Annotated in this window: 25 protein-coding genes; 6 read left to right on the top strand and 19 right to left on the bottom strand. The window is 68.4% G+C overall.

The window, feature by feature from the left end:
- Window positions 1-145: 145 nt before the first annotated feature.
- From AOM45_RS40835 to AOM45_RS40870, 8 genes are read right to left on the bottom strand one after another with little or no spacing between them, the layout of a single operon-like run.
- On the bottom strand, window positions 146-538 hold the full coding sequence (locus AOM45_RS40835) for a metal-sulfur cluster assembly factor (protein ID WP_030470338.1): 393 nt from the start codon (window positions 536-538) through the stop codon (window positions 146-148).
- Window positions 535-975 carry a Fe-S cluster assembly sulfur transfer protein SufU gene (sufU, locus tag AOM45_RS40840; RefSeq protein WP_030470337.1) on the bottom strand — a complete coding sequence of 147 codons (441 nt, stop codon included), beginning with the start codon at window positions 973-975 and terminating at the stop codon, window positions 535-537. The genes AOM45_RS40835 and sufU overlap by 4 nt, the downstream gene beginning before the upstream one ends.
- Window positions 975-2252, bottom strand: coding sequence for a cysteine desulfurase (locus AOM45_RS40845; protein WP_030470336.1), 1278 nt, complete (start codon window positions 2250-2252; stop codon window positions 975-977). The genes sufU and AOM45_RS40845 overlap by 1 nt, the downstream gene beginning before the upstream one ends.
- A 26-nt stretch (window positions 2253-2278) precedes the next feature.
- Complete coding sequence (sufC, locus tag AOM45_RS40850) at window positions 2279-3052, bottom strand: Fe-S cluster assembly ATPase SufC (RefSeq protein WP_030470335.1); 774 nt, start codon at window positions 3050-3052, stop codon at window positions 2279-2281.
- Between the two features lie 27 nt (window positions 3053-3079).
- Window positions 3080-3394: a non-heme iron oxygenase ferredoxin subunit gene (locus AOM45_RS40855; RefSeq protein WP_030470334.1), complete on the bottom strand. Its 315-nt coding sequence runs from the start codon at window positions 3392-3394 to the stop codon at window positions 3080-3082.
- On the bottom strand, window positions 3391-4548 hold the full coding sequence (gene sufD, locus AOM45_RS40860) for a Fe-S cluster assembly protein SufD (protein WP_030470333.1): 1158 nt from the start codon (window positions 4546-4548) through the stop codon (window positions 3391-3393). The genes AOM45_RS40855 and sufD overlap by 4 nt, the downstream gene beginning before the upstream one ends.
- 1 nt (window position 4549) lies before the next feature.
- Window positions 4550-6004, bottom strand: a complete 1455-nt coding sequence (sufB, locus tag AOM45_RS40865; RefSeq protein WP_030470332.1) for a Fe-S cluster assembly protein SufB — start codon at window positions 6002-6004, stop codon at window positions 4550-4552.
- Window positions 6001-6690 (bottom strand): helix-turn-helix transcriptional regulator, encoded by a 690-nt coding sequence (locus tag AOM45_RS40870; RefSeq protein WP_236704017.1) that lies wholly within the window; start codon window positions 6688-6690, stop codon window positions 6001-6003. The genes sufB and AOM45_RS40870 overlap by 4 nt, the downstream gene beginning before the upstream one ends.
- A gap of 124 nt (window positions 6691-6814) precedes the next feature.
- On the opposite strand from AOM45_RS40870, the gene mptB reads away from it, so the two are divergent.
- The gene (gene mptB / locus AOM45_RS40875) at window positions 6815-8347 is read left to right on the top strand and encodes a polyprenol phosphomannose-dependent alpha 1,6 mannosyltransferase MptB (RefSeq protein ID WP_030470330.1); all 1533 of its coding nucleotides are present in this window, start codon (window positions 6815-6817) and stop codon (window positions 8345-8347) included.
- Here mptB and AOM45_RS40880 read toward each other — a convergent pair whose 3' ends face one another.
- Window positions 8348-8791, bottom strand: coding sequence for a MarR family winged helix-turn-helix transcriptional regulator (locus AOM45_RS40880; RefSeq protein WP_030470329.1), 444 nt, complete (start codon window positions 8789-8791; stop codon window positions 8348-8350).
- A gap of 68 nt (window positions 8792-8859) precedes the next feature.
- On the opposite strand from AOM45_RS40880, the gene AOM45_RS40885 reads away from it, so the two are divergent.
- Together AOM45_RS40885 and AOM45_RS40890 are read left to right on the top strand one after the other, a co-directional pair.
- Window positions 8860-9222, top strand: coding sequence for a VOC family protein (locus AOM45_RS40885; protein WP_030470328.1), 363 nt, complete (start codon window positions 8860-8862; stop codon window positions 9220-9222).
- Between the two features lie 312 nt (window positions 9223-9534).
- The gene (locus tag AOM45_RS40890) at window positions 9535-13194 is read left to right on the top strand and encodes a patatin-like protein (protein WP_156094107.1); all 3660 of its coding nucleotides are present in this window, start codon (window positions 9535-9537) and stop codon (window positions 13192-13194) included.
- Here AOM45_RS40890 and AOM45_RS40895 read toward each other — a convergent pair.
- Both AOM45_RS40895 and AOM45_RS40900 read right to left on the bottom strand, forming a co-directional pair.
- Window positions 13175-15163: a glycosyltransferase gene (locus AOM45_RS40895; protein ID WP_030470326.1), complete on the bottom strand. Its 1989-nt coding sequence runs from the start codon at window positions 15161-15163 to the stop codon at window positions 13175-13177. The two genes, AOM45_RS40890 and AOM45_RS40895, sit on opposite strands and share 20 nt — an antisense overlap.
- On the bottom strand, window positions 15160-15735 hold the full coding sequence (locus AOM45_RS40900) for a DUF998 domain-containing protein (RefSeq protein WP_051784150.1): 576 nt from the start codon (window positions 15733-15735) through the stop codon (window positions 15160-15162). The genes AOM45_RS40895 and AOM45_RS40900 overlap by 4 nt, the downstream gene beginning before the upstream one ends.
- Before the next feature lie 225 nt (window positions 15736-15960).
- On the opposite strand from AOM45_RS40900, the gene AOM45_RS40905 reads away from it, so the two are divergent.
- The 3 genes from AOM45_RS40905 to AOM45_RS40915 are packed head-to-tail and all read left to right on the top strand — an operon-like array spanning window position 15961 to window position 18576.
- Window positions 15961-16890, top strand: a complete 930-nt coding sequence (locus tag AOM45_RS40905; RefSeq protein WP_174517959.1) for an ABC transporter ATP-binding protein — start codon at window positions 15961-15963, stop codon at window positions 16888-16890.
- The gene (locus AOM45_RS40910; protein WP_030470323.1) at window positions 16887-17645 is read left to right on the top strand and encodes an ABC transporter permease; all 759 of its coding nucleotides are present in this window, start codon (window positions 16887-16889) and stop codon (window positions 17643-17645) included. Before AOM45_RS40905 ends, AOM45_RS40910 begins: the two co-directional genes overlap by 4 nt.
- A 19-nt stretch (window positions 17646-17664) precedes the next feature.
- Window positions 17665-18576: a COX15/CtaA family protein gene (locus AOM45_RS40915; RefSeq protein ID WP_030470322.1), complete on the top strand. Its 912-nt coding sequence runs from the start codon at window positions 17665-17667 to the stop codon at window positions 18574-18576.
- On the opposite strand, the gene AOM45_RS40920 is transcribed toward AOM45_RS40915, so the two are convergent.
- The 8 genes from AOM45_RS40920 to AOM45_RS48980 form a co-directional block, all read right to left on the bottom strand.
- A complete protein-coding gene (locus tag AOM45_RS40920; RefSeq protein WP_081902429.1) occupies window positions 18555-19649 on the bottom strand; it encodes an ankyrin repeat domain-containing protein in 1095 nt (364 codons plus the stop codon). The genes AOM45_RS40915 and AOM45_RS40920 overlap by 22 nt on opposite strands.
- A gap of 10 nt (window positions 19650-19659) precedes the next feature.
- Entirely contained in the window at window positions 19660-20124 is a 465-nt protein-coding gene (locus AOM45_RS40925; RefSeq protein WP_030470320.1) for a GbsR/MarR family transcriptional regulator, read from the bottom strand.
- Between the two features lie 47 nt (window positions 20125-20171).
- On the bottom strand, window positions 20172-20915 hold the full coding sequence (locus AOM45_RS40930; protein ID WP_035911915.1) for a DUF5919 domain-containing protein: 744 nt from the start codon (window positions 20913-20915) through the stop codon (window positions 20172-20174).
- A 10-nt stretch (window positions 20916-20925) separates the two neighbouring features.
- The gene (locus AOM45_RS50175) at window positions 20926-21087 is read right to left on the bottom strand and encodes a DUF397 domain-containing protein (protein WP_081902422.1); all 162 of its coding nucleotides are present in this window, start codon (window positions 21085-21087) and stop codon (window positions 20926-20928) included.
- Window positions 21084-21920: a helix-turn-helix domain-containing protein gene (locus AOM45_RS40935; RefSeq protein WP_059362953.1), complete on the bottom strand. Its 837-nt coding sequence runs from the start codon at window positions 21918-21920 to the stop codon at window positions 21084-21086. Before AOM45_RS40935 ends, AOM45_RS50175 begins: the two co-directional genes overlap by 4 nt.
- Before the next feature lie 126 nt (window positions 21921-22046).
- Entirely contained in the window at window positions 22047-22613 is a 567-nt protein-coding gene (locus AOM45_RS40940; RefSeq protein WP_051784148.1) for a Uma2 family endonuclease, read from the bottom strand.
- Window positions 22614-22795: 182 nt separating this feature from the next.
- Window positions 22796-23413, bottom strand: a complete 618-nt coding sequence (locus tag AOM45_RS40945; RefSeq protein ID WP_051784147.1) for a GTP-binding protein — start codon at window positions 23411-23413, stop codon at window positions 22796-22798.
- Entirely contained in the window at window positions 23394-23942 is a 549-nt protein-coding gene (locus AOM45_RS48980; protein WP_030470316.1) for a DUF742 domain-containing protein, read from the bottom strand. The genes AOM45_RS40945 and AOM45_RS48980 overlap by 20 nt, the downstream gene beginning before the upstream one ends.

Consider the following 23942-nt stretch of genomic DNA (forward strand, 5'->3'; position numbering starts at 1 on the left):
GTGGCCTGAGCAGCGCCGTACAGAAAACCTGTGAGCGTTTCACCTGCCCGGCCACGCATCCTGGCACCGGGTCGCTCCCCTGGTGGCCCGAATGGCGAATGGCGCGCAGCCTGGGGGATGCGCGCCGTTCGACAAAATTCAGGAATCAGACGGTGAAGCCCAACGCCCGCAACTGCTCGCGGCCGTCGTCGGTGATCTTCTCCGGGCCCCACGGCGGCATCCACACCCAGTTGATGCGGAAGTCCGACACCAGGCCGCCTCCCGTACCGCCGGTCAGGGCCGCACGGGTCTGGTCCTCGATGACGTCGGTCAGCGGGCAGGCCGCCGAGGTGAGCGTCATGTCGATGGTGGCGACGTTCTTCTCGTCGATGTGGATGTCGTAGACGAGACCGAGGTCGACGACGTTGATGCCGAGCTCCGGGTCCACGACGTCGCGCATCGCCTCTTCCACGTCGTCCAGTGCGGCGACGTCGGCCTTCGGCTCGAAGACCGGCATGCCTTCCGCGCCGCGAACGACCTCTTCCGACTCGGTGCTCATGCTGCTCCCTGGCTTCGTGCGACTGCGTCCTTGAACGCCATCCAGCCCAGCAGCGCGCACTTCACGCGTGCCGGGTACTTCGCGACACCGGCGAACGCGATGCCGTCTTCCAGGACGTCCTCGTCCGGCTCGACCTGGCCGCGGCCCTGCATGAGCTCGACGAACGCGTCCATCTTCTTGAAGGCCTCGCCCACCGGCTTACCCACGACGAGGTCGGTCAACACCGACGTCGAGGCCTGGCTGATCGAGCAGCCCTGGCCGTCGTAGGAGACGTCCTGCACCACGTCGTCGACGACGTGCACCCGCAGCGTCACCTCGTCGCCGCAGGTCGGGTTGACCTGGAACGACTCGGCGTCGTACGGGTCGCGCAGGCCGCGGCCGTGCGGGTTCTTGTAGTGGTCCAGGATGATCTCCTGGTACATCTGCTGGAGCTGCATCAGGCCACCCCGAAGAACTTCTGCGCCTCGCGGACGCCGTCGACCAGTGCGTCGACCTCGTCCAGCGTGTTGTACAGGTAGAACGACGCGCGCACGGAGGACTGGGCGTTCAGGCAGCGGTGCAGCGGCCACGCGCAGTGGTGGCCGACGCGGACCGCGATGCCCAGGCTGTCCAGCACCTGGCCGGCGTCGTGCGGGTGGACGCCCTCGATCTCGAACGGCACGGCGCCGCCGCGGTCGACCGCGTCCTGCGGGCCGAGCAGCCGGACACCCTTGATGCCCGACAGACCTTCCAGCGCCGCAACGGTCAGCGCGTGCTCGTGCGCGTGGATCCGCTCCATGCCGACGACGCTGAGGTAGTCCACCGCGGCACCCAGACCGACGGCCTGGGACGTCATCGGCGAACCGGCCTCGAAGCGCTGCGGCGGCGGGGCGAACGTCGAGCCCTCCATCTTCACCAGCTCGATCATCGAGCCGCCGGTGATGAAGGGAGGCAACGCCTCCAGCAGCTCACGACGTCCGTAGAGGACACCGATGCCGGACGGGCCGAGCATCTTGTGGCCGGAGAACGACGCGAAGTCCACTCCCAGCGCGTGGAAGTCGACCGGGCCGTGCGGAACGGACTGGCACGCGTCCAGCACGGTCAGCGCACCGACGCGTTGAGCCGCCGCGACGAGCACGTCGACCGGGTTGATCACGCCGGTCACGTTCGACTGGTGCGTGAACGCCACGACCTTGGTGCGCGGCGTGATCACGCTGTCCACATCGGACAGGTCGAGACGACCGTCCTGCGTGAGCTCGAACCACTTCAGCGTGGCACCGGTGCGTTGCGCGAGCTGCTGCCACGGCACGAGGTTCGCGTGGTGCTCCATCTCGGTCACGACGATCTCGTCGCCGGGACCGACGACGAAACGCGCGGCCTCGGGGCCGGACGTGGCGGCGTTGCCCATCGCGTACGCCACGAGGTTGAAGCCCTCGGTGGCGTTCTTGGTGAACACCAGCTCGCCGAAGTCGGCGCCGACGAAGTCCGCGATGCGCTGACGCGCACCCTCGTACGCGTCGGTCGCTTCCTCCGCGAGCTGGTGGGCACCGCGGTGCACAGCGGCGTTGTGCTGCTGCAGGAACGCCTTTTCCGCGTCCAGAACCTGCGTCGGGCGTTGCGAGGTGGCGCCGGAGTCCAGGTAGACCAGGCGCTTCCCGTCACGAACGGTGCGAGACAGGATCGGGAAGTCCGCCCTCAGAGCGGTTACGTCCAGTGGTGCTGCGGTGGTGGTCACAGCGCCTCCTCTCACAACCCTCAACGTCAGGAAAGGCTGGCTGCTTCCGCCTTGCCGGTGTACTTCACGTAACCCTCGGACTCGAGCTGGTCCGCGAGCTCCGGACCGCCGGACTCGACGATGCGGCCGTTCGCGAACACGTGCACGAAGTCGGGCGAGATGTACTTGAGGATCCGGGTGTAGTGCGTGATCAGCATGACGCCGACCTCACCGGAGGCCTTGTAGCGGTTGACGCCCTCGGACACCACGCGCAGCGCGTCGACGTCCAGACCGGAGTCGGTCTCGTCGAGGATCGCGACCTTCGGCTGGAGCAGGCCCAGCTGCAGGATCTCGTGGCGCTTCTTCTCACCGCCGGAGAAGCCCTCGTTCACCGAACGCTCGGCGAACGCCGGGTCGATGTCGAGGTCGGCCATCGCACCCTTGACCTCCTTCACCCAGTGGCGGAGGTTCGGGGCCTCGCCGCGGACGGCGGTGGCGGCGGTGCGCAGGAAGTTCGACATCGAGACGCCGGGCACCTCGACCGGGTACTGCATCGCGAGGAACAGGCCCGCGCGGGCGCGCTCGTCGACGGACATCTCCAGGACGTCCTCGCCGTCGAGCGTGACGGTGCCCGAGGTGATCGTGTACTTCGGGTGACCGGCGATCGCGTACGACAGCGTGGACTTGCCGGAGCCGTTGGGGCCCATGATGGCGTGGGTCTCGCCCGCCTTGATCGTCAGGTCGACGCCCTTGAGGATCTCCTTGGGGGCGTCCTCGCTGACGACCGAGACGTGCAGGTCCTTGATCTCAAGCGTGGCCATGACTACCTAAATCTCCTGGTGCTGAAGTCAGTTCGTGGTGGCGGTGACATCGACGAAGACGTCTCCGTCACGGATGTCGACGGCGTAGACGTCGACCGGTTCGGTGGCGGGCAGCGAGGAGGGCTTGCCGGTCTCGAGGTCGAAGCACGACCCGTGCAACCAGCACTCGATCCCCTTGCGGGAGACCTCGCCCTCACTCAACGACACCGCGGCGTGCGAGCACTCGTCCGCCAGCGCGTGCACCCGCTCGCCCTTGCGCACCAAGACGATCGCGGTGTCGTCGACCTCGGTGGCGAAAGGCTTGCGTTCGTCCAGTTCGGACAGTGCACACACCCGGATCACGCCCCGACCGCCTCGAGCTCTGCCTCGATGGCGGCCTCGAGACGCTCGCGCACCTCGGGGACGGAGATCTTCGCGATCAGCTCCTGGAAGAAGCCGCGCACGACGAGACGACGTGCCTGCTCCTCCGGAATGCCGCGCGCCTGCAGGTAGAACAGCTGCTCGTCGTCGAACCGGCCGGTGGCGCTGGCGTGGCCCGCACCCTCGATCTCGCCGGTCTCGATCTCCAGGTTCGGCACCGAGTCGGCACGCGCGCCGTCGGTGAGCACCAGGTTGCGGTTGAGCTCGAAGGTCTCGGTGCCCTCGGCCGCCACGCGGATCAGCACGTCGCCGATCCACACGGTGTGCGCGCCCTCGCCCTGCAGCGCGCCCTTGTAGACCACGTTGCTGCGGCAGTTCGGCTGCGAGTGGTCGATGAACGGCCGGTGCTCCTGGTGCTGACCCGCGTCCGCGAAGTACAGCCCCTGCAGCTCCGCGTCGCCGCCCTTGCCCGCGTACTGCACGACCGGGGTGACGCGGACGACGTCGCCGCCCAGGGTCACGACCGTGTGCTTGACGGACGCGTCGCGACCGAGCTTCACGTGGTGCTGCGAGACGTGCACCGCGTCGTCGGCCCAGTCGTGGATCGCGATCACCTGGAGGTGCGCGCCGTCCGCGACGAGGAACTCGACGTTCTCGGCGTACGCACCGGATCCGCGGTAGTCCAGGACGACCGTGCCCTCGGCGAACTGCGACGCCTTGACCACGACGTGGCCGTAGGCGACCTGCCCGGAACCGGCGCCCGTGATGGTCACGGTCGTGGGCTCGGACTTCGCGTCGCCGGGCAGCGTCACGACGGTGGCGTTCTCGAACGACGTGTACGCCTGCGCCGCGATGCGGTCACCGGGAACGCCGGCCTTGCCGAGGCGCTCGTCGTCGCGACCGACGGTCTCGACGGTGACGCCTTCGGGAGCGTTCACCTCAACGGCAGCGGAACCCGTTGCCGCAGCACCGCTGTGAAGGCCAGCGAGACGCTTGAGAGGCGTGAAGCGCCAGATCTCCTCACGACCGCCCGGCACCTCGAACGCGTTCACGTCGTAGGACGTGAAGTGCTCCGCGCGCGAGGTGACAGGAACAACGGCACCGTGGGAGTGAGGTTGAGTCGACAGGGCGGCCATGTCAGCCGACGGCCCCTTCCATCTGCAGTTCGATCAGGCGGTTGAGCTCGAGGGCGTACTCCATGGGGAGCTCGCGCGCGATGGGCTCGACGAACCCGCGCACGATCATCGCCATGGCCTCGTCCTCGTTCAGGCCGCGCGACATCAGGTAGAACAGCTGGTCCTCGGAGACCTTCGAGACCGTGGCCTCGTGGCCCATCGCGACGTCGTCCTCGCGGACGTCGACGTACGGGTAGGTGTCCGAACGGCTGATGGTGTCGACCAGCAGCGCGTCGCACTTCACCGTGGACTTCGAGTGGTGCGCCCGCTTGTTGACCTGGACCAGGCCGCGGTACGAGGTGCGGCCACCGCCACGCGCCACCGACTTCGACACGATGGTCGAGGAGGTGTGCGGCGCCAGGTGGACCATCTTCGCGCCGGCGTCCTGGTGCTGGCCCTCGCCCGCGAACGCGATCGAGAGGACCTCGCCCTTGGCGTGCTCGCCCATCAGGAAGACGGCCGGGTACTTCATGGTCACCTTGGAACCGATGTTGCCGTCGATCCACTCCATGGTCGCGCCCTCTTCTGCCTTGGCGCGCTTGGTGACCAGGTTGTAGACGTTGTTCGACCAGTTCTGGATCGTCGTGTAGCGGCAGCGGCCGCCCTTCTTCACGATGATCTCGACGACGGCCGAGTGCAGCGAGTCGGACGAGTAGATCGGCGCGGTGCAGCCCTCGACGTAGTGCACGTACGCACCCTCGTCGACGATGATCAGCGTGCGCTCGAACTGGCCCATGTTCTCGGTGTTGATCCGGAAGTAGGCCTGCAGCGGGATCTCGACGTGCACGCCCTTCGGCACGTAGATGAACGAGCCGCCGGACCACACCGCTCCGTTGAGCGCGGAGAACTTGTTGTCACCGGCCGGGATGACCGAGCCGAAGTACTCCTTGAACAGCTCCGGGTGCTCACGCAGACCCGAGTCCGTGTCGAGGAAGATGACGCCCTGTTCCTCGAGGTCCTCGCGGATCTTGTGGTAGACGACCTCGGACTCGTACTGGGCGGCGACACCGGCGACGAGGCGCTGCTTCTCGGCCTCCGGGATGCCCAGGCGGTCGTAGGTGTTCTTGATGTCCTCGGGCAGGTCTTCCCAGCTCTGGGCCTGCTTCTCGGTGGAGCGCACGAAGTACTTGATCGTGTCGAAGTCGATCCCAGAGAGGTCGGCGCCCCAGTTCGGCATCGGCTTGAGGTCGAAGAGCTTCAGCGCCTTCAACCGGTAGTCGAGCATCCACTCGGGCTCGTCCTTCTTCGCCGAGATGTCGCGAACGACGTCCTCGTTGAGGCCTCGGCGGGCGCTCGCGCCGGCAGTGTCCGAGTCGGCCCAGCCGAACTCGTAGTTGCCGAGAGACGCGATGGTCTCTTCCTGCGTGAGCGGAGACTGCACCGTGGTGGGCGTGCGCTGCTCGGCAGCGGCAGTCATGCGGGCTCCCCTCCATCATCTGGGATGAGCTTTCCGGCAGAGCCGGGTTGAACGTTCGGGATGTGCGTCGTGCACACGGCGTGGCCGCTTGCGATCGTCGCGAGGCGCTGAACATGAGAACCGAGGAGGTTCGCGAAAGCTTCCGTCTCGGTCTCGCACAGCTGGGGGAACTCAGCCGCCACGTGGGCTACCGGGCAGTGGTGCTGGCACAACTGCTCGCCCACGCCGACGTGACGTGCCGACGCAGCGTAGCCCTCCCTGGTCAGCGCGGCCGCGAGGGCCTTGGCCCGTTCGGCGGGTGTGGCCTGGGCCACGATCGCCGCTCGGTGCCCCTCGACGAGCGCGTCGACACGACTCTGCGCGAACGCCTTGACCGCTTCTTCCCCACCCGTCTGGGCGAGGAACCTGATCGCGGCGACCGCGAGGTCGTCGTAGGCGTGGCCGAACCGGGCACGTCCGGCGTCAGTCAGCAGGAAGAGCTTCGCGGGACGGCCACGACCGCGCTGGGTCTGGCGGGGTGCGTCCCTCGTGATCGCCTCGCCGTCCGCGAGCAGTGCGTCGATGTGACGGCGCACGGCCGTGGGGCTGATGCCCAGTTCCTCGGCGACAGCCGCCGCGGTGACCGGACCCTGCTCCAGCAGAAGCCTGGCGACGGCGCGCCGAGTCTTGCCGTCGTGCTGTTGCACGGCGTCAAGGTGGGTCTCGGCGTTTTTCACAACACCAGTGTTGCGTATTTAGCCGGAGGTCGCAAAGATCGCGGTCACAGGGTGACCTGACTCACGGCTGAGACGGGCTGGATACCCTCTGGCCATGCCCACCAACGGCGGAGCCACGACTCCGGAGAGCGACCTCTTGAACGGTCGAGAGCGTCGCCAGCTGGACATCGTCCGCCGCTGGGGCACCATCGGCGCGTTGCTCCTGACCGTCGGGTCGCTCGGTGGCGGCGCCGCGCCCATCTACTCACCGCTGTACGGCGTGCCCGTGCTCGGGCTCTTCTCGCGGATGCCTTCAGTCGCGATGGGGGTCGTCTGGACCGGCATCTTCATGATCGTGTCGGCCTGGCTGGCGCTGGGCCGGTTCGTCCGCCCCGGCAGACCGCGCCTGATCTCGCGCGGCCAGATGGACCGCACGTTGCTGATGTGGACCGTGCCGCTGGTCTTCTGCGTGCCGATGTTCTCCCGCGACGTGTACTCGTACCTGGCGCAGAGCGAGATCGCCGCACGTGGGTTGGATCCGTACGTGCTGGGCCCGGCCAACGCTCTCGGCGTCGACCACGTGCTCACGCGCGGTGTGCCGAACATCTGGCGCGAGACGCCGGCGCCGTACGGACCGCTGTTCCTCGCGTTCGGCCGGCTGACCGCGATGCTGACCGGCGACCACGTCGTGTCGGGCGTGTTCGTGCACCGCCTGCTGGTGCTGTGCGGCCTGGTGATGATCGTGTGGGCACTCCCCCGGCTGGCCGCCCGCTTCGGCGTGCCCCCGGTCGGCGCGCTGTGGCTGGGCGCACTGAACCCGCTGGTGCTGTTCCACATCGTCATCGGCGTCCACAACGACGGCCTGGCCCTGGGCCTGATGCTGGTCGGGTTCGAACTGGCGATGCGCGGCCTGGAACCGTTGAAGTGGACGTGGATCACCCTGGGCGCCGCGGTCATCGTGTGCGGCGCGATGGTGAAGGTCCCGGCGCTCGCGGCCCTGGGCTTCCTGGGCGTGCTGGTGGCGCGCAAGCTGGGCGGCCAGCTCAAGCACCTGGCGCTGGTGGCCGGGATCATGACCGTCATAGCCGCCGTGGGCGTGGTCGCGATCTGCCTGGGCACGGGCTTCGGCTTCGGCTGGATCTCGACGCTGAACGTGGCGTCGACCGTGAAGTCGTGGATGTCGCCCCCGACCGCGCTGGGCTTCCTCGGCGCGGGCACCGGAATCATGCTCGGCCTCGGCAACCACACCGAAGCGATGATCTCGCTGACCCGCCTGCTGGGCCAGGGCATCTCCGTCGTGATCACGGTGATCCTGCTGTGGCGCAGCTTCAAGGGTCGGATCAAGGCGATGAACGGCCTGGGCGCGGCACTGGGCGCGATCCTGGTGCTCGGCCCGGTGCTGCAACCCTGGTACGTGCTGTGGGCCGCGCTGCCGTTGGCCACAGCGGTGGTGGGACCGAAGTTCCGCACGTTCGCGATGGTCACCTCGGCGGTGATCGCGGTGATCCTGCCGCCCACCGGTTCGGCTTTCGACGGCCGCGCCTACACGGTGCCGCAGGCGGTTGCGGGCGCGGTGATCACGTTCGCGGTGTGCGTCCTGATCGCCCGCAAGCGGGTCGGACCGTTCCTGAAGTCCGACCCGGCGTGATCATGCGTTGTCGCTGTCGCGCAGGGAATGGATCATGCTCCGGAGGATGTGCAGGGCGGTTGACTGCTCGTCGTTCGTCAGCCCGGCCAGCATCCTGAGCTCGACGGACCTGACGGCCGCGGTCGCCTTCTCGAGGTTCTGCCGCCCTTTGGGCGTGAGGCGCGTCGGCAGGACCTTCCCGACGGGCGCCTCCCTGGTCACTTCTCCGTCCCGTTCCAGGGCTTGGAGCAGCACGTTCATCGTCTGCCGGGTCACGAACGCACCCCGCGCGAGCTCGGAGTTGGACAAGCCTTCCCGCTGAGCCAGCAGCTCCAGACAGGCGTAGTGCGTCACGTTCATCCCCAGCGGCCGCAGCACTTCCTCCATGGCCACGCGCAGGGCGCTCGACGCCTCCTTCAGCAGGTAGCCGAGTGACGTGTTGAGGTCGACGCCGTCTTGACTCATGTCAGTATCCTGACATAGGTTGGTTCGTGTCAGAAAACTGACATGGATTTTGTATCGAGGAGCATCACATGCCCGTCACTGGTCCTGACTTCATCTCGCTGCAGGCTCGCGACCTCTCCGTTTCGCAGGCGTTCTACGAGCGGTACCTGGGGCTGGTCCGCTCGCCGGCCGGGCCTCCGCACGCCGTCGTCTTCGAGACCCAGCCGATCGCGTTCGCGCTCCGCGAGGTTGTTCCTGGCACGGAACTTGGCGCTCAGCCCGGGGTCGGGATCGCGGCCTGGCTTCACGCCACGGACGTTCAGGCGATTCACGACACCCTCGCGGCTGATGGTCACACCATCGTTGCCGCGCCGATTGACGGGCCGTTTGGGCGGACGTTCACGTTTGCCGACCCCGACGGGTATCGGATCACGCTTCACGACCGGGCCTGACGTCACTTCCTGGTGGGTCGGCATCGCCCTGCGTTGGTGGTCGCTTCGGTCGTATGACGAGCTTTGGTTGCGTCATCGTCGCGAAGCGGCGATGAAATGACCCGGCTCGTCATACGACCCAACGCGACCACCAACACAAGGCGACCGCACCAGCAAAGGTGACCACCCCGCTGGAACCCGCGCCGAACCACGAAAACCGACCCGCGCAAGCCCAAGCCGACCCGAACACACCCAACCGGTCCAGTAACCACACCCAGTCGGCGGACGACTACTCAGCAGGGGGAAGATCCAAGCCGGAGGGGGTGAGGCGACATGTCCGAGCAGCAGATGTCGCGGGAAGAGGTCCGGTTCGCCGTAGTGCTCAACGGGGGCGTGAGTCTCGCGGTCTGGATGGGCGGCGTGGTTCTGGAGCTCGACCGTCTGACCAGGCCGGGGACCACGTACCAGCCGTTGCTCGACCTCGTCGGGTGCACCGCCAGAGCTGACGTCATCGCCGGCACGTCCGCGGGCGGGATCAACGGGGCCGCGCTGGCGTTGTCCCAGGTCAACAAGCAGGCCGATCTCAGCAGGCTGAGGGATCTCTGGGCTGAGCAAGGCAGGATGGAGCAGCTGCTCAGGGCGCCGTTCAAAGGCGAGCCGGCCAGTCTTCTCAAGGGCGATGAGTTCTTCCTGCCGAGGCTGCAGGAGGCCCTTGCCCACCTCACCACCGACTTCGAACCCACCGAGCCCAACGAGCGGCCCATCGACCTCAGGATCACCACCACGCTGCTGGGTGGCGTGCCGACCATCACCTACGACGACCTGGGGCAGCCGCTCACGCAGTCGGTGCACCAAGGGTCGTTCTCGTTCCGCCGCGACCCGTACAACTGGGTTTCGGACAAGACGCGGGACGACTTCACGGCCGAGACGTTGAACGAGCGGGTGCTGCAGCTCGCGCTCGCGGCGCGCAGCAGTGCCAGTTTTCCGTTCGCGTTCGAGCCGAGCTTCATTCCTGTCGGTGGGCAGGCGACGCCGGACAAGCCCGACATGGCGGACGTTGCCAGCTGGGCGAACGGGGGCGATCGCAGCAGGTTCGCGGTCGACGGCGGTGTTCTGGTCAACACGCCCACCAAGGAAGCGCTCGAAGCCATCGATCGCATGCCGGCGGACGGGCCCGTGCGGCGGGTCATGTTGCTGGTGTTCCCGCACGCCGAGCCGTTGGGGTCCGAGCCTCAGGCCGACTCTCCCGCCAAGGTGATGACCACGGTCAGCTCTGGTGCCAAGTTGCTCAGCGCCATGTCGAGCCAGGCCGGGCGGACGTACGTGGAGAAGATCGAGGAGCACAACCGGCGGGCCGCGAGCAGCCGGGGTGGGCGGATGGCGTTGCTGGAACGGTTGCACGCCAACCAGGAGAACGTGGTCGACGAGGTCTACTCGTTGGCGGACAAGCTCTTCGGGCACTACGAGGACATCGAGATCCGGCTCGCCGCCCGGCAGGTGACGGCTCAGCAGTTCGCGCTGCCCAAGGGGAATCCGGCCAACTGGTCGTTCGAGCGGGCGCGCCGGGCCGCGGAGATCGCGCAGCGCAAGTGGAAGAAGACGTACGGGGTGCTGCCGTACGTGCCCGGTGTGAAGCTGCCGGATCTCGTGTGCCGTGAGGACACGGGCTGGGAGTGGGGCATCACGATGGCCGAACGTCTTGGGGCGTCGGCACTCGACCTGCTCAAGCGGCTCGTGTGGGTGGCGCCGGACGGCAGTGCGGACGCGATCGCCAAGGCGCGCAGGGAACTGCACCAGGTGCGGGCCGAGCTGCGCAGGCTGCGTGAGGAGCTGTTCGCGTGGAAGCCGTCGGACTCGCTCGGCGAGGAGTACTGGACCGGCAGGCTCGCGAGCTACCACGAGCACATGATCGACGGGCACCTCGGGCTGGAGGTCAGGGCGCAGGTCACCGAGATCGGGCGGATCGTCGCCGGGGCGCAGCGGGTGATCACCGAGCTCGACGAGCACCGGCTCAAGCTCGGCGGACTCCTGTGCTGGCGGGCCCTTCTGAACGCACCCGCCACCACCCGGGAAGCCGGGCTCGGTGACGACCAGCGGTGGCTGAGCCGCCTGCTGGCGCTGGAGATCGCCGGCACGTGCCTGTCCGACGACGCGTCGACGGGGCTGGACACGCCGGTCGAGCTCGTGCAGGTGTCGCTGCAGACGCGCAACGCGTTCGCGCAGCAGTCGATCACGGCCGACGACAAGGCGGGCGGGGCGTCGCTCTCGCGGTTCTCCGGGTTCCTCAAGCGGTCGTGGCGGGTCAACGACTGGATCTGGGGCCGGCTGGACGGCGCCACGATGCTGTGCCGGGTGCTGTTCGACCCGCGGCGGCTGCGGCGGATGGACACGCTCGGGCGGCCGGAGAACGACCAGCGCACGGCGGAAGAGCGCGCGGCGGCTGTGGTGGACCAGGTCATCGCGGCGATGTTCGGGCCTGAGCTGCCCGTGCGGGTCGCCGCGTGCGCCGAGGAGGCCAAGAAGGAGCTCGCGGGCATCTACGAGGCGGACCACGAGCTGTCGCCTTCGTCGATGAAGCTCGCCGAACTCGCCGCGTGGGGCCTGCACTGGCGGATCATCTGCGAGGAGCTCCCCCGGCTGAGGGCCGCCATCATCGCCGATCGCGGCGACGGCGCGGACAAGCGTTCACGAGGTGAGCTCTTCCTGGAAGAACACGCGGACCTGCTCCGGAGGCTCGAGTACCCGGAGGAGCACACGGTCTCGCTGGGCATGTCGGCGCTCACCGCCTTCGACCGCGCGGGCATCGGCCGCGAGCCGCTCACCCAGGAGGCCGCGTCGGACCAGATGATCCGCACGGCAGCCACCGCCGCGGCTGTCGCGGTCACGGTCGCCGACTCCGAACGGTCGGGGCTCGCCGCCGCACGCCCGGTCACCCGCACGCTCCGCGGCGCGGCACTGCTGCCGTACTGGACGATCACCGGCCTGACCAGGGGCGGCAACCTCGCGCAGTTCCTGGGGCTGCTCGGCCTCGCGGTCGGCGGCGCGCTGGTCGTGATGGCGTTGTTCGGCGTGCTGCCGACGTGGGCCGCGGGGCCCGGCGCGGCGATCGGCGCGGCCAGTCTCCTCGCCGCTTTCGGTTACGCCGCACTGCGCAGCGGCACACTCCTGCACGGACTGGTGCTGCTGTCACCGGTGATCCCGCTGGTGGCGATAGCCGCCGACCGGTTGCCGGACAACCGCGAGGAGATCACGACCGGCACGGTCACCCTCGCCGGTGTGGCGTTCGTCGTCACGGCGCTGCTCGTCCTGGGCTCGCTGCCCGCGCCGATCCGCACACCGCTCGCGGTGCTGGCCGACTTCCGGCCGCTGGAGATCGTCAAGCGCCGCTGGAAGCAGGCGGCGGTGGTGCTGGTGGCGGCAGCGGGCGTCTGGGCGATCTGGCGGTTCGAGCTGCACACCAAGCCGTGGCTGGTGATCCCGATGTCCGTCCTCTGTGGAGCGTTCGGGGTCTGGATGGCGTTGTCCGGAGGGAAGTCGCTGCAACGCTGGCGCCGTGTCGAGGGTGTCTGGGGCACGGAACGCGCCGAGCCTCCCGCCGCCGCGACCGCCGGCTGGGCCGTGATCTACGGCTTGGGCTACCTCGCGCTCGCGGACGTGCTGCTGGTCCTCGGGCCGTCGGGCTGGGGCCGGCAGGCGGTGATCGGCACGGCGCTGGCGTTCGGCCTGACGCTGCTGCTGATCACGTCCTGGTACGTGCCGCGGGGGGAACGGCGCCGGATCCGCGAACAGCTCGTCACCGAGGCGATTCCGGCGATCTACCCGGACGGCTGCGACGTCCCGGCGGTGTTGCGCGAACGGCTGGAGGGCCACGCCTCGCTCTACCGGTTCCTCATCAGGGGAGAGGGCGAGCACCCCTCAGAGCTCACCCTCTCCCACACCGGACTGGTTGTCGCGCAACGGATCGAGCAGAAGCTCAGGCCGCCAGTGCGATGATCGGCGTGGTGTGGCCCATCGCTCGTGCGTAGAGGCCCTCGAAGCGCTCCAGGGTCGCCGCCAGCGCGTGGTGCGAGATGATCTCGCTGCTGGTGGCGCCCATGCGAGCCCGCATCGGCGCGTCGTGGACGAGCGTGTGCAGGCGCTGGGCCAGCTGGTTCACGTCACCGGGCTCGAACAGCCAGCCGTTGCGGCCGGGGTGCACGAGGTGCGGCAGCGCCATGGCGTTCGCGGCGATGACCGGCTTGCCCGCGGCCATGGCCTCCATGGTGGCGAGGCTCTGCAGTTCGGCGACACCGGGCATGACGAACAGGTCGCAGCGGGCGTACGCGTCGAGCAGGTCGTCCTCGGACACGAAACCGTGGAACTTCACGCGGTCGGTGATCTCCAGGTCGCGGGCCAGCAGCTCCCACTCGGCGCGGCAGGTGCCGTCGCCGACGATCTCACCGAACGCGCCGGGCACACGGGCCAGCGCCCGCAGGAACTCGTCGACGCGCTTCTCCTCGTCCAGCCGCCCGACGAACAGCGCGGTCGGCCGGTCGTTGTGCGTCACGGAACGCTGGTAGCGGGAGATGTCGATGCCGCACGACACCGGCACCGCGCGTTCCGGGAAACCGCTCTCGTGCAACAGCTGCACGGCCCGCGGCGTCGGCGCGGTGACGATGTCGGCCCGGCCGAACACCCGCGCCAGGTCGCGGTAGGCCCACTTGCGCGACAGGCCCTGCAGGAACGCCGGCACGTGCGCGTGGCTGAACAGGTTCTCCGGCATGAAGTGGTTCGTGGCGAGCGTCGGGATGCCCTGGGCGACGGCGGAGTTCAGGACGAACCGGCCCACCACGAAGTGCGCCTGGACGTGCACCACGTCCGGCTTCAACGACTTGATCAGCTCGTCGGCCTCCTTGGCGGCCTGCCACGGCAGGCAGAAGCGGAAGTCCGGGTAGAACGGCAGCCGGTGCGACCGCAGCCGGTGGACCGTGACGCCGGGGATCTCGGTGGCCTTGGGCGAGTCCGGGGCGACGACGTGGACGTCGTGGCCGTTCTCGGCGAGACCGACCGCCAGGCGCTGCGCGAAGCGCGCGGCACCGTTGACGTCCGGCGGGAACGTGTCGGCGGCGATGACGATGCGCAGCGCGCTGGAGGTGTTCACGAGAAGCTCCGTTCGAGTCTTGACCTGGTGTGGTTGACGAGCGAGTGCGAACACACCGCTGGCGGCGGCGAGCGCGCAGGCGATCAGCGCGGCACCGGTCCACACGGACAGGTGCGCGGCTTCGCCGAGGAGGAAGGCGCCGATGCCGACCGCGACCAGCGGGTCCACCACGGTCAGGCAGGCGACGGCGAGATGAGGGGGTCCGCCCGCGTAGGCGTGCTGGACGAGCCAGCCACCGACGGCGAGCGAGAGCGCGATGCCGAGCACGGACGCGATGTGCGAGAGCCCGAAACCGCCTTGCTGCACCGACTGCGAGACGGCGCGCATGAGCACGGACACGTACGCGTACGCCACGCCTCCTGCTGAAGCGAACGCCACGGCACGAACGCGCGCGTTCGTCGTGAGCGCAGCAATGATTCCGGGGACCGCAACCGCGCCGAGGACCACGAATCCGGCCGTGAGCTCCGCATCGGGCACGACCTGCGTTGCGGTCGCACTGCCGGACGCGAGGAACACGAACGCACCCACGCTCACGGTCGTGATGAGGATCGCCGGAAGCTCGCGGAACCGGCGGTCGAGCAACGCGGTCATGCCGATCGCGAGCACGCCGATCGGCTGCACGACGGTGAGCGGCGCCATGCCGAGCGCGGCCGCGTGCACCCCGGCACCCGCGACGAGCAGCGCGAGCCCGCCGAGCCAGCGCGGCTGGCGCAGGACGCTGACGCGGGCACCGGTCTCGGCGACCGCGTCGTGCTGAAGACGTGCGGCGAGCGCGAAGCACACGGCACCGAGCACGGCGAGCGTGATGGCCAGCATGGTCATGTCGTGCGCCTCACCTGTAGTGCCGCGATGGCGAAAAGAAGTCCGTAAAGGGATGCGAACAAAACGCGTTCGGTCAGCCCGCGCGCCTCGAAACCGGCGAACGAAACGTGGCTGACCAGAAACGCCGCGCTCGACACGCTCGCCGTTATTGCGATACCGAGCAGGGCCGGAAATTTGCGGGCGATGAGCACTCCGGCCGCGGGCAACGCCACGAACATCACGGCGCCGGCGTACCGGTGGACGTAGCCGGACAACGAGGTCGGCGCTCCCGTCGGGTCGGTCGGGAAGATCGTCGCGACGGTCAGGCCGGCGGCCCACGTCCCGATCAGCCACTGCGCTGACCTGCCTACACCCCGCAGGTTGACGGCGAGCAACGCCGAAACGGCGGCGAGGCTAAGAGACGTCGCCGCGAGCCATTCGGTGCCGTTGCGGACGAACACGTAGTCGCTGATGACATCCGTGACCGGGTTGAGCTGACCCGCCGACACGACATGCAGGTAAAAAATCGGGACCAGTGAGAACACCAGTCCCCCGACCACAAGTCCCCGTCTTTTCGCCCCCGACTCGATCACGTCAAAAGTCTCTTGCGGCGGCGTTGATCAACCAATGGGGAACTCCCCCGAGCAAACCCTGAGGTGTCCCTGAGTACCCGGGGTAGGGACAGCCCCACCCCCTCTTCAGGAAAGTACGCGGGGAGCTTTCGTACTCTCCTGCAGTACGCGGCGTCCCCGCGTACTGCAGGACAGGACGGAGGGTCCCCGCGTGTGGATCGGGGGGACCGCCTAGGCTTGCCGTTCGTGAGCCCGAATCCCCAGCCTGCGGTGGAAGTGTCGGGGCTGGTCAAGAAGTACGGCTCGAAGACCGCCGTTGACGGCCTCGACCTCGTTCAGCACCCCGGCACCGTTCTCGCCCTGCTCGGGCCCAACGGCGCCGGCAAGACGACGACCGTCGAGATCTGCGAGGGGTTCCGCTCCGCCGACGACGGCACGGTGCGCGTGCTCGGTCTCCCGCCCGGCGACGAGGCGCTGCGGCCGCGAATCGGCGTGATGCCCCAGGGCGGCGGTGGCTATCCCGGCATCCGCGCCGCGGAGATGCTGAACCTCGTGGCGGCGTGCGCGAAGAACCCGCTCGATCCGAAGTGGCTGATCGACGTCCTCGGGCTCGGCGCCGCGGCCCGCACCCCGTACAAGAGGCTCTCCGGCGGCCAGCAGCAACGGTTGTCGCTCGCGTGCGCGTTGATCGGACGCCCGGAGCTCGTGTTCCTGGACGAGCCGACCGCGGGCATGGACCCGCAGGCACGCCGTCTGGTGTGGGACCTCGTGGGCGCTCTCAAAGAAGACGGCGTGGCCGTGCTGCTGACGACGCACCTCATGGACGAGGCCGAGGCGCTGGCCGACAACGTCGTGATCATCGACGAGGGCAAGGTCGTCGCGCAGGGCTCCCCCGCCGAGCTGACCGCGAACCGGCCGGACGACCAGCAGCTGCGGTTCCGCGCCAGGCCGGGTCTCGACACGTCGTTGCTGTCCGCCGCACTGCCCGAGGGGCTGAAGGTGCGCGAGGCGACGAAGGGCGCGTACGTCGTGGAGGGGTTGATCGACCCGCAGGTCGTGTCGACCGTCACGTCGTGGTGCGCGCAGCAGGGGGTGCTGGCCGAGGAGCTGACGGTGGCCAAGCGCAGCCTCGAAGACGTTTTCCTGGAGCTGACCGGCAGGGAGCTGCGTTCGTGACCACCTTCGCTCCCGGCACGTTCAAGCCGGCTCCCGGCCGCGGGTCGTTGCCGAAGATGCTGTTCGTGCACGCGCGCACCGAGGCGTTGCTGACGTTGCGCAACGGCGAGCAGATCCTGCTGACGGTGATCATCCCGCTGGCGTTGCTCATCGCTCTCAGCCTGATGTCGGTGATCCCGATGCCGGAACCGCGCGTGGGTTCGGCTGCCGCGCGGATCTTCGCGCTGGCGATCATCTCGTCCGCGTTCACCGGGCAGGCCATCGCGCTGGGCTTCGACCGGCGCTACGGCGTGCTCAAGCGGCTGGCGGCCTCGGCGTTGCCGCGCTGGCTGCTCGTGACCGGACGGGTGTGCGGCGCGCTGGTCGTCGCAGCGCTCCAGGTTGCATTGCTGGCGGTCACCGCACTGGTTCTCGGCTGGAAGTTCCCGCTGTCCGGCCTGCCGTGGATCGTGTTGCTGCTCGTCCTCGGCACATTGACGTTCGGCGCGCTTGGCGTGTTGCTGGGCGGGGCGCTGCGCGCGGAGATCGTGCTGGCGCTGGCGAACATCATCTGGTTCGTGCTGCTGATGGTCGGTGGCGTGGCCTTGTCGGTCCCCGTGGGGTTCGTGCACCTGCTGCCGTCCGCCGCGCTGGCGGAAGCGCTGGAAAGTGCTGTGGTGTACGGCACGGCGCCCGGTGTGGGCCCCGTCGCAGTGCTCGTGGCCTGGGGTGTTGTGGCCGGGGCACTGGCGACCCGGACGACTCGTCTTACCTGAGCGGGCCTACCATCAGGGCGTGTCGAAGCTGACCGCCTTCCTCGTTTCCTGGCAGCGCGCGTTCGCGATTGCCGTCGTCGTCGCGCAGGCCGGAATCGCGGTCACCGGGTCGATCGTCCGCGTGACCGGCTCGGGCCTCGGCTGCCCGACGTGGCCGCAGTGCGTCGAGGGCAGCGTCGTCCCCGTGCAGCACCCCGAGGTCGCGGCGCTGCACCAGTGGGTCGAGTTCGGCAACCGGACGCTGACCGGTGTCGTCGGCGTCATCGCGGGCCTGTGCGTGCTCGCCGCGTGGTTCAACCTGCCGCGGCGCAAGCGGGTGCTGACGCTGTCGCTGATCCAGCTCGGCGGGGTGGCGTTGCAGGCGGTCGTCGGCGGCATCACCGTGCTGGCCGGACTGGCCTGGTACACGGTGTCGGTCCACTTCATGATCTCGATGGTCCTGGTTTGGCTGGCGGTGCTGCTCGTGAGCTCGCTGTCCGAGGGCGATGGTCCCGCCCGTCTGCTGGTGCCGGCCCCGTTGATGAAGCTCCAGGTCGTCATGGCCGCCGTGCTGGGCGCGCTGCTGCTCGCGGGCACCTGGGTGACGGCCGCCGGGCCGCACGCCGGTGACGCGTCGACGCCGCGCCTGGGCGTCGAGGTCGCCACGCTCGCGCAGATCCACGCGGACCTGCTGTTCCTGTTCCTGGGCCTGCTGATCGCCGTCGGGTTCTTCACGCGCACCCGCACGTATTGGACGCTCGTCGGTGTCGTGCTCGCCCAGGGCGCGCTCGGCATGGTCCAGTACTGGACGGGTGTGCCCGAGGTGCTCGTGTCGCTCCACGTGCTGGGTGCCGGCGCGGTCGTGATCGCCACGGCGTCGTTGTGGACGTCCAGCCGCGAGCGCACCCACGAGGTCGAGCTGCCCGCCGATCAGGCGCTCAGCAAGGCCTGAGCGTCGCCCTGGGAGTTGTGCCCGGCCCAGTTCGCCGGTGTGGCTTCGAAGTTCACGTCCTTGATGGTCCTGTCGGCGCCCGCGTCCAGCAGGATGCGGATGACCGGCAGGTGGCCGCGTTCGGCCGCGAGGTGCAGCGCCGTGACGCCCTCGCCGTGCATGGGACCGCCGAAACCGGTGCGCTGGTTGGGATTCGCGCCCAGGTCCAGGAGGGTCCGCGTCGCGTTCTCCAGGCCGCACCACGCCGCCCACGCGAGCGCTGTGCCGCGGTAGACGTCCGCGTCGATCCTGGCGCCGCGCTTGAGCAGGTCGCCGAAGACCTCGACGCGGTCGTTGCGGGCGGCCCACGACAACGCCTCGTCGAGAACTTCCTGCGGGTCGTCGGTCGGCCACCAGCGCGGGAAACCGCTGTGCGGCCGGTAGTAGCCGCGTTTCGCCTCCGGTTCGGTGGCGAGGTCGAGGTTGCCGAGACCGGCCGCCGTGCGCAGGTTCGGCGGGTGCACGCCCAGCAGTTCCGCGGTTTCCCTGTTGCCCCAGAACAACGCGACCGTGAGCGGTGTGCCGCCCTCGCCGCGTGCCTCCAGATCTGTTCGTGCGCCTGCGTTGAGCAGAAGTTCGGCCATCTGCGGGAGGTTCGCGTACGCGGCCTGGTGCAACGCCGTCCAGCCGTGGACGTTCTGGTGGTTGACGTCCGCGCCGTCGCTCAGCAGCACCTCGACCAGGCGTTCGTCGCACTTGGCCGCGGCGAGCCCGAGCAGGTCGTTCCCGTTGGTACCACTGGCTTTCACGAGCCACGGATCGCGCGTGATGATCGCCTTGAGCTCACCGGCGTTCTGCATCTCGATGGCCTGGTAGGCGCGGGCGAACGGACGCGGCTTGCGGATGTGCGCCTTGAACGCCTTCCAGTCCGCACACCCGTGGGCCTGGGCGAGGACGGTGTGCGCGCCCTCCTCCGTCAGCGGAACGTCGTCGAACACCTCGAGTGCGCCCGGCACGCCGTCCCACGCGGAGGCGAGCAGTCCCCTGGCTCGTTCCTCGTAGTACTCGACGTCGTCGCGAAACGGGTGCCACATGGCACCCACGCTACTTCGGTGACGCGGGCCTGCGCTCCCACAAAGCGGGAAGTTCCTCTGAGAGCCAACCGTAGAGGTGGTCGACGGTCCGCAGCCGCATCGCACGCTCCGGGTCGCCGCTGAGCAGCCGCATGCCGTCGTCGGTCAGCGTCTGGACACTGGCGATCGCCCTGAGCTTGCGCTGCACGAACTCCGACCAGGCCTTCTCGTTGATCCGGTACTCGGCGGCCTGCCTGCCGCGCCGGGTCCGCTTGGTCACCAGGCCGACGTTGACGAGGTACTTCAGGTTCGTGCTGATCGACCCGCTGCTGGCCTCCAGCTCCTGGGAGAGCTCGGCGGCGGTGCGTTCGACCGGCTGGCAGACCAGCAGGTAGCCGAGGATGCGGCCGCCGATCAGCGGAATGCCCTCCTCGGCGAAGTGCGCCGCGAACCGCTCGATCCAGGCGGACAGCCGGGTTTCCCTGCCCACGCTCATCTCAGTGATCCCTTTCGGTCGACACTGAAACTATCGTAGCGATCTTGTCAACGGACTCGCCGGGACCAGTCCGCGCCGGACTCCCACAGCCGCTCGGCCTCGTCGGCGAAGTGCCGGTACCAGGGCGCGTCCTCCTTCGACAGCACCACGATCGGCCCCGCCTCGCCCTCCGGGTGGAACTCGTAGTGCTGCACGCAGACGATCCCGTTCGGCCTCTGCACGTCGAGGCAGTTGAAGCCCGCGGACGGAATGCTCGACAGCACCCTGATCTCCAGCCGGCCGCCGTGCCGCTCCCGCACCGCGGTGAGGTCGTCCAGCGTCGTCCGGATCCTGGCGCGCAGCTGCTCGACGCCCTGCGGGTGCGACCGGTGGCGGTCGGCGGTCATCATCAGCGCCTCGTCGGCTGGGTCGAGCACCAGCACCCGCACGCGCCCACCGGATTTGAGGATGCCCGGCAGGTCGGTGCGCATGCCCTGCACGGTCCTGGTCATGGTCAGTCCGACGAGGAGGACGTCGGACGCGGCGGCGCGGCGGTCGATCAGGTCCGGAGGGAACTCTGCTCGTAGCACGACCGACCCCGCCCGTGCCCGGTTGATCTGCTGGGTCAGCTTCCTCGACTTGATCTGCGAGAACGCAAGGATGGCCAGCAGCGCGAGCACAGCGGACGCGAGTTTGTCGAGGCCGACGAGCCCCGTGATGCCCAGCAAGGTGAAGACGAGACCGACCAGCGCCAGGAGGTAGAGGTCGAGGTTGTCGTCCGCGACGAAGGCCCGCACCCGTTTGATCCACACGGGTGGCAGGTTACGGCTGGAGCTTCACCTCGGTCAGGAAGATCGACCAGGATTCCGCCGCCACCGGCAGGTGGGTGGCCGGTGCCTTGCTGTCCCGGATGCCGACGCCGCGTCCGACCTCCACGCAGTTGTCGGCGGTGCCGCTGTAGCTGCTTTTGCGCCAGTTGGTCATTGGAGGCCCTCCAAGATGTTGTCGATCACCGCCCTCGATTCTTCCCGATTCAGGGCAACGGCTGCGAGCCGCTTCACCCTGTCCTCGTACAGTGCGACTGTTTCCTTGTCGTCGAAGAACAAACCGCAGTTCAGGGTGTCCAGGAAGACGAGCGGCGGGTACTTCGGGAACTTCATCACCCGGAAGTCGCCGGCAATGCCCGCGTGCGCGCCGACCGACCTCGGGATCACGTGGAAGTTGATGTACTGGCGCACCGACATCCGCAGCAGGTGGGCCAACTGCTCACGCCACACCTCCTCGCCACCCACCGGCAGCCACAAGGCCTGCTCGTGCACGTAGAAGGTGAACGTCCGACCCGGCCTGAGGATCTCAGCACGTGCGATCCTGGCCGCCGCGACCTTCGGAACGTCCTCCGCCTCGACAGGCGAGGCTTCGGTGACGATGTAGGCGTACTCGGGAGTTTGAAGCAGGCCCGGCACCACGATCATCGACCACGCGACGATCTCCGTGGACTCCTTCTCGTGGTTGATGAGCGTGCGCACCTGGTCCGGAACGCCGTCCTCGGGGAACAGGATGAATCCCTTCTCCCCCGCCTCCAGGAACAACGCCAGCAGGTGCTTCCTCTCCCCGAGCGGAAGCCGGCAGTAGGCGAGCAGCACCTCGACCTCGTGCAGGTCGATGCCGCCTTTGCCGTTGACCGCGTCGGAGATCTTCGACTCGTCCCAGTCCAGCTCTTCTGCGAGTTTGCGTTGCGTCAGACCGGTTTTGGCGATGGCTGCGCGAAGACCGTTGCCGAACTCGCGGCCCACGACGTTCGACTCTCTTTTGGGCATGCGGAAAAGCTAGGAGGCCGGAACCCTCAGCTCTATCGTTTCAGCTCAAAAAGCCCTGAAAGAGGCAGGCATGGAACAGCTCCAAGCTGGTCAGCAGGCGGGAACACCCGGAACTGCCCGGCTCGTTCAGCGACGAGGCTTGTGGAGATCGGCAGGGTCGAACGTGACCGAGATCGTGCCCGCGACGAGCACTGACTGCTGGCTGCCCGGCGTCAACGTCACGACGTCCGAGTAGACGCCGTCATTCAGCCGATGGCAGTAGATGACCGGACCTTCCACACCGTCGAGCTCGACTCGCCAGTACGCGGGCACGCCGGCCGCGGCCAGAGCTGCGGGCTTTTCCAGGCGATCGCTCTTCTTCGTGGACGGGCTGACGATCTCGACCACCAGCGCGACGTTCGCGACGTCGACGGACACGGTCTCAACGCGCTCAGTCGACACCACCACGTCCGGGATGTAACCGAAGTGCTCGCTGACCCGGACGCCAACGGCAGTGACCGCTTCCATCCCCTCGGAGAAGACAGCGTCGTCGAGAATCCGCACCAGCCTGTCGCCCACCCGCTGATGCTTGTACGCCGGGGCGGGGGTCACCACGAACCGCCCGTCGACCAGTTCGATGCGACGGCCTTCTTGGGGGTCAAGACTCTCCCAGTCGTCCAGGGTGTAACCGTCCAGACGCCGCGCAGTGGTCATTGCCTCACCCCTTGCCTGGCTCTCTGACTCCGGTCGACCCACAGTTTCAGTGTTGCACGTGCGGCCGCCATCGCCACAGAGACGACGACCACCGGTGCACACGCTAGGAGGACGACGGCCCCGAGCACCACTCGCTCGGGGCCGAACAACCGGAAAGAGCTACCCCTTGGAGGAGCTCCAAGTCAGCAGACAGGCGCGAGCGGCGTCGTCTCGTCGGGCCCCGGCCGGCGGCGCCACCGGTCCAGCTTGGCGTGTTCCGTCAGCGAGATCAGCGTCTCCCGCACGGAGAGCCGCACGCGCGGATCGCAGTTCACCACCGGAACGTCGCGGCCGATGCCCATTCCGTGGATGATCGCCTTCACGTCCGACCGGACAGACGCGTGCACGTTGTTCAACGCCAGCACGTACGGGATCCGATGGTCCTCGAAGTACCTCATCGCGTCCACGGAGTCCGCGGGGCGCATCACGTCGAACAGCACCACGGCACCGACGGCGCCGCGCACGACGTCGTTCCAGCCGGCGCGCGGGTCCTGCCACTGCGGGGCCACGAACAGGTGCAGCGCGAGGCCGGGGTCGAGCCACACCCGGCCGAACTGGATGCGCACCAGCTCGGTGACCAGGCCCGCGCGCTCCGGTGGGAGCGCGGTCATGGTCAGCAGATCGTTCTCGATGATCGACCTGATGAAGGTGCTCTTGCCGACGCCGAAGCCACCTGCGACGACGATCTTGGCCGAAGTCAGCTCCCGACCAGGCGGCCCAGGGGGCCCGAAGTCGGGAAATCTAGAGCCGACGTAGTCCACTCAGCACTCTCTCCATCAACCCGAGGTCCGGCGTGTCACCGCCTGCGGAAGCGGTCTGGTGCACGTCCACCAGACCTCGTTCCGCCATGTCGCCGAGCAGCACCTTGACGACTCCGAGCGGGAGCCGCATCAGCGCGGCCACTTCCGCGACGGATCGCGGCGAGCGGCACAACTCGACGACGTGTTGGTGCTCAGCCTGCAAGATACCTGCAGACTGCCGACTCTGATCATTGGCGGAGACAAGTGTCTCGATCTCGAGGTTGATGTTCGACCGAGTGCGCCCTCCCGTCCAGGCATATGCACGAACGATCGAGGCGTCCTCGGGCTCACGGACAGTGGGCTCGAAGGTCGCAACACCAACCTCTTGCGGTACAACGGGAGTTGCTTCCCGCTCTGGCACCGGGGCGGACGTGCGCGCTCGTTTGCGGCCCGAGTCCAGGGAAAACCCGTTCATCAGGTCGGCGAACGTCTGTTCGGCGGGCGGCTGGGCCCGCCTGCGTCGTCGGTGCGCGTCAGCGGCCGAACTCAT

The sequence above is a fragment of the Lentzea aerocolonigenes genome, assembly GCF_000974445.1.
GTDB classification, from domain to species: Bacteria; Actinomycetota; Actinomycetes; order Mycobacteriales; family Pseudonocardiaceae; genus Lentzea; species Lentzea aerocolonigenes.

Coding starts and splice junctions, on each gene's coding strand:
- AOM45_RS40880 (WP_030470329.1), bottom strand. CDS start 8,791: ATGAGTCAAGACGGCGTCGACCTCAACACGTCACTCGGCTACCTGCTG.
- sufC (WP_030470335.1), bottom strand. CDS start 3,052: ATGGCCACGCTTGAGATCAAGGACCTGCACGTCTCGGTCGTCAGCGAG.
- AOM45_RS40935 (WP_059362953.1), bottom strand. CDS start 21,920: ATGCCCAAAAGAGAGTCGAACGTCGTGGGCCGCGAGTTCGGCAACGGT.
- AOM45_RS40925 (WP_030470320.1), bottom strand. CDS start 20,124: ATGAGCGTGGGCAGGGAAACCCGGCTGTCCGCCTGGATCGAGCGGTTC.
- mptB (WP_030470330.1), top strand. CDS start 6,815: ATGCCCACCAACGGCGGAGCCACGACTCCGGAGAGCGACCTCTTGAAC.
- sufD (WP_030470333.1), bottom strand. CDS start 4,548: ATGGCCGCCCTGTCGACTCAACCTCACTCCCACGGTGCCGTTGTTCCT.
- AOM45_RS40895 (WP_030470326.1), bottom strand. CDS start 15,163: ATGACCATGCTGGCCATCACGCTCGCCGTGCTCGGTGCCGTGTGCTTC.
- AOM45_RS50175 (WP_081902422.1), bottom strand. CDS start 21,087: ATGACCAACTGGCGCAAAAGCAGCTACAGCGGCACCGCCGACAACTGC.
- AOM45_RS40940 (WP_051784148.1), bottom strand. CDS start 22,613: ATGACCACTGCGCGGCGTCTGGACGGTTACACCCTGGACGACTGGGAG.
- sufU (WP_030470337.1), bottom strand. CDS start 975: ATGCAGCTCCAGCAGATGTACCAGGAGATCATCCTGGACCACTACAAG.
- AOM45_RS40885 (WP_030470328.1), top strand. CDS start 8,860: ATGCCCGTCACTGGTCCTGACTTCATCTCGCTGCAGGCTCGCGACCTC.
- AOM45_RS48980 (WP_030470316.1), bottom strand. CDS start 23,942: ATGAGTTCGGCCGCTGACGCGCACCGACGACGCAGGCGGGCCCAGCCG.
- AOM45_RS40835 (WP_030470338.1), bottom strand. CDS start 538: ATGAGCACCGAGTCGGAAGAGGTCGTTCGCGGCGCGGAAGGCATGCCG.
- AOM45_RS40920 (WP_081902429.1), bottom strand. CDS start 19,649: ATGTGGCACCCGTTTCGCGACGACGTCGAGTACTACGAGGAACGAGCC.
- sufB (WP_030470332.1), bottom strand. CDS start 6,004: ATGACTGCCGCTGCCGAGCAGCGCACGCCCACCACGGTGCAGTCTCCG.
- AOM45_RS40890 (WP_156094107.1), top strand. CDS start 9,535: ATGTCCGAGCAGCAGATGTCGCGGGAAGAGGTCCGGTTCGCCGTAGTG.